We start from the raw sequence: 3056 nt of genomic DNA on the forward strand, positions 1-3056 counted from the left end.
ATAGGTGAGGTTTTATACCTCGCTTATATTTTTATTTGCAGGCAAACGCGATGTGAAATCGCATCTATAAGTTCGGCGTTTATTTTGAGACACCTCGCTTTATGCCTTACTGGGCATCTTTAATTCATTTTTAACTAATATATTTACGTTGTTTATTAAGTAGTGATATTATAGTTAGCCTGCTAACTAATTAAGTGCGCTATGGTTAAAAACATTCCATTTTATGAAACTCTTGATTTAACACTTTGCGGCAATATGGGCCGTGTGCATCGCTTATGCCGTGAAGCGGTAACTATTGCTGTTGAGCCTTTAGGGTTAACACAGTCGCGCTGGACTGCCTTAATGCATATAAATATGCTCAAAGAGGGCGTTACCCAGTTAGCGCTTTCACAGAGCTTAGGCATAGAGATGCCGTCGCTTACGCGCACGCTCAAACAGTTAGAAGAGCAATCGCTGATTGTGCGCCGCGTAGATGAGCACGATAAACGCAGTAAAAAGCTTTATTTTACTGAGCAAGGTCGCAGCATTTTACACACCTTAAATGAGCGAATAACAGATATTAAAGCGCAGTTATATAATGGTTTTAGTCATGCACAATTAGATGCAATGGCATACGGCTTGGTAAAAATGGAAGAAAACGCACTCAATTGCATTAAATCTCAAACAAAGGCTAAAAATGACACCTGATCAAAAATTTGCCCGCTATGTAAGGCTCTCCCTCATTGGGTTTGTTTTAGTGTTTATTTACTATTTAATGGCTGATATTTTTTTACCTGTAACGCCTCAAGCGCGCGTGTATCATCCTGTTGTGCAAATATCGCCACAAATAAGTGGCCGAGTAACTAGTGTATTAGTAAGTAATAACAAACCTGTGAAAGCAGGCGATATTTTGTTTCATATTGACCAAGGACCTTACAACTTAGCGTACGAACAAGCTAAGCTGGCACTTGACGATGCTAAATTACAAAACAAACGACTCGATACAAATGTAAAAGCGCTTGAGGCGCAAATAAGTGCTGCAAAAGCCAAACAACATGAGCAAAAATTATTAAAAAGCCGAGGCGAAAAGCTCTACAAACAAAACTCTATATCAGAGCAAGAGCTTGAAAGTATTCGTGCTAATTATCAAGCAAGCAAAGCAAATGTAGCAGCGTATGAGGCGCAATTATCGGAAGCTATTTTAGCCCGTGGCGAGTCAGGTGATAAAAACTTAGCAATGCGCCATGCTGCAAATCAGTTAGCGCAAGCTGAGTTGAATTTATCGTATACGCAAGTGCGTGCATTGAGTGATGGCATAGTTGCTAACTTACAATTGCTTGATGGTGCATATGCCGTTGCAGGTAAACCGTTATTAGCGATTGTGGCTAAAAAAGCCGACTTAGTTGCCGATTTTAGAGAGAAATCACTTCTGCACATGAAGCGCGGTAGCCTAGCAAAAGTCGTTTTTGATAGTCGCCCTGGAGAGGTTTATGACGCGACACTTGAGGCGTTTGAGGCCGGTGTAAGCAATGGTCAGTTAAGTGCCAATGGTTTGCTCAGTACTACAGAGATCAGTAACCGCTGGGTGCGCGATGCGCAGCGACAACGTATTCATCTAAAATTAGTTAACAACCAAAATTTAATTGAAAATATGCCAAGTGGTGCACGTGCTACAGTGCAATTATTGCCAGAGTCAACTATTGGGCAGTGGTTTGGCGCAGCGCAAATTAGGTTTATTAGTTGGTTACACTACATTTATTAATGGAGAGGGTATGACTCAAGTTGTTAGCCAAGGACCACAATTAGATTCTAATGGCCTTCGCCAAGCACTGCGTATAGCCGGCGGATGTACTATCGGTTTTGCCATTAGTAAGTTAATGAACTGGCCAAACGGCATATTTTTTACTGTTTATCCTATGTTGTTACTCGGTATGGTGCCTACATTAAGCCGAGGTGTTATCAATCAATTTATAGCGTCGGCGGCTTTTAGTGCATTTGTAGTACTTGTAATACAGGGGCTATTTTCTCATTTGCCTGTCGTTATGACGCTACTTGTATTTGGCATATTTTGTTTTTTATTTCATAAAATGAGTCGCGGTAGCGCCTTTTTATTTGGTGCTTTAGGCGTGGTTAGCCTTTCAATTCAACTGCATTTTTCGAGCTATGTTGATCAAGGTAGTAGTATTTATCCGCTGATTTTAAGTAACGGTTTGGCTATCCTACTAACTGTGATTATTGCCGCGATAATGCATGGGGTGTTTCCTGATGTAACCGCAAGGCCCAGTCGAGTAATGCCAGCTAAACCTAAAGAAAGCATTCGCCATGAGGTGCTACTTTGCGCCAGTGTGGCAACGCTTTCGTTTGTGGTTTTTCAGGTGCTTGATTTACAAGATTCAATTTCAGCACAAGCAGCCTCAGTACTTATTTTATTTTCATTGTGTTGGAAAGCAGCAGGTATGGCAGGCTGGCAACGTGCAATTGGTACATTGATTGGTTGCAATGCCGCATTGTTATCGCAGTTATTTTTGTACAACCATAGCGATTTTTTACTTTTTCCGGTTGCTATATTGTGGATTTTATCCTTTGTGTTTGCACGGTTTCACCTTTTAGGCGGCGGTATTCCTGGTATCGGGTTTGGTGTATTAACCACATTTGGTATTTTATTTGGGCAGTCGTTGGGCCCAGGACAAGACTTAATTTACAGTGCGCTGTATCGATTTAGTTCGGTATCGGTGGCGATTATTTTAAGTTTATGTGCTGTATATGTTATGCATCATTTACTTAATCGCTTTAGTGCAACGCGCCATCATACCTTTGATTAAATAAATTTTAATTATTAAGCCATTTTAAAAACTGCGTTTTTACACGCCAGCAAGCTGTGCGTCTACCAGTTAACAAGGTTGCACATTTTGTAGACGTAGAGCTTACTCACGTGAGAAGCAAGGCTTTTAATTATTAAGCCATTTTAAAAACTGCGTTTTTACACGCCAGCAAGCTGTGCGTCTACCAGTTAACAAGGTTGCACCGTTTTGTAGACGTAGAGCTTGCTCACGTGAGAAGCAAGGCTTTTATATTAA

3 protein-coding genes are annotated in these 3056 nt (G+C 40.8%); all 3 read left to right on the forward strand.

Translation table 11 applies throughout. The annotated features are described in order from the left end of the window. Nucleotides 1-201: 201 nt before the first annotated feature. Genes P20495_RS01465 through P20495_RS01455 form a run of 3 tightly spaced genes read left to right on the forward strand, consistent with a single transcriptional unit; the run spans nucleotide 202 to nucleotide 2801 of the window. Nucleotides 202-687: a MarR family transcriptional regulator gene (locus tag P20495_RS01465; RefSeq protein ID WP_007378789.1), complete on the forward strand. Its 486-nt coding sequence runs from the start codon at nucleotides 202-204 to the stop codon at nucleotides 685-687. Next, a complete protein-coding gene (locus tag P20495_RS01460) occupies nucleotides 677-1741 on the forward strand; it encodes an HlyD family secretion protein (RefSeq protein ID WP_008139130.1) in 1065 nt (354 codons plus the stop codon). The genes P20495_RS01465 and P20495_RS01460 overlap by 11 nt, the downstream gene beginning before the upstream one ends. 10 nt (nucleotides 1742-1751) lie before the next feature. Continuing rightward, nucleotides 1752-2801: a DUF2955 domain-containing protein gene (locus P20495_RS01455; RefSeq protein WP_008139132.1), complete on the forward strand. Its 1050-nt coding sequence runs from the start codon at nucleotides 1752-1754 to the stop codon at nucleotides 2799-2801. Nucleotides 2802-3056: the final 255 nt, after the last annotated feature.

The organism is Pseudoalteromonas sp. BSi20495, from assembly GCF_000241185.1.
GTDB classification, from domain to species: domain Bacteria; phylum Pseudomonadota; class Gammaproteobacteria; order Enterobacterales; family Alteromonadaceae; genus Pseudoalteromonas; species Pseudoalteromonas fuliginea.

Excerpts from the sequence above, each read along its gene's own strand:
- P20495_RS01465 (WP_007378789.1), top strand. The coding sequence starts at position 202 with ATGGTTAAAAACATTCCATTTTATGAAACTCTTGATTTAACACTTTGC.
- P20495_RS01460 (WP_008139130.1), top strand. The coding sequence starts at position 677 with ATGACACCTGATCAAAAATTTGCCCGCTATGTAAGGCTCTCCCTCATT.
- P20495_RS01455 (WP_008139132.1), top strand. The coding sequence starts at position 1,752 with ATGACTCAAGTTGTTAGCCAAGGACCACAATTAGATTCTAATGGCCTT.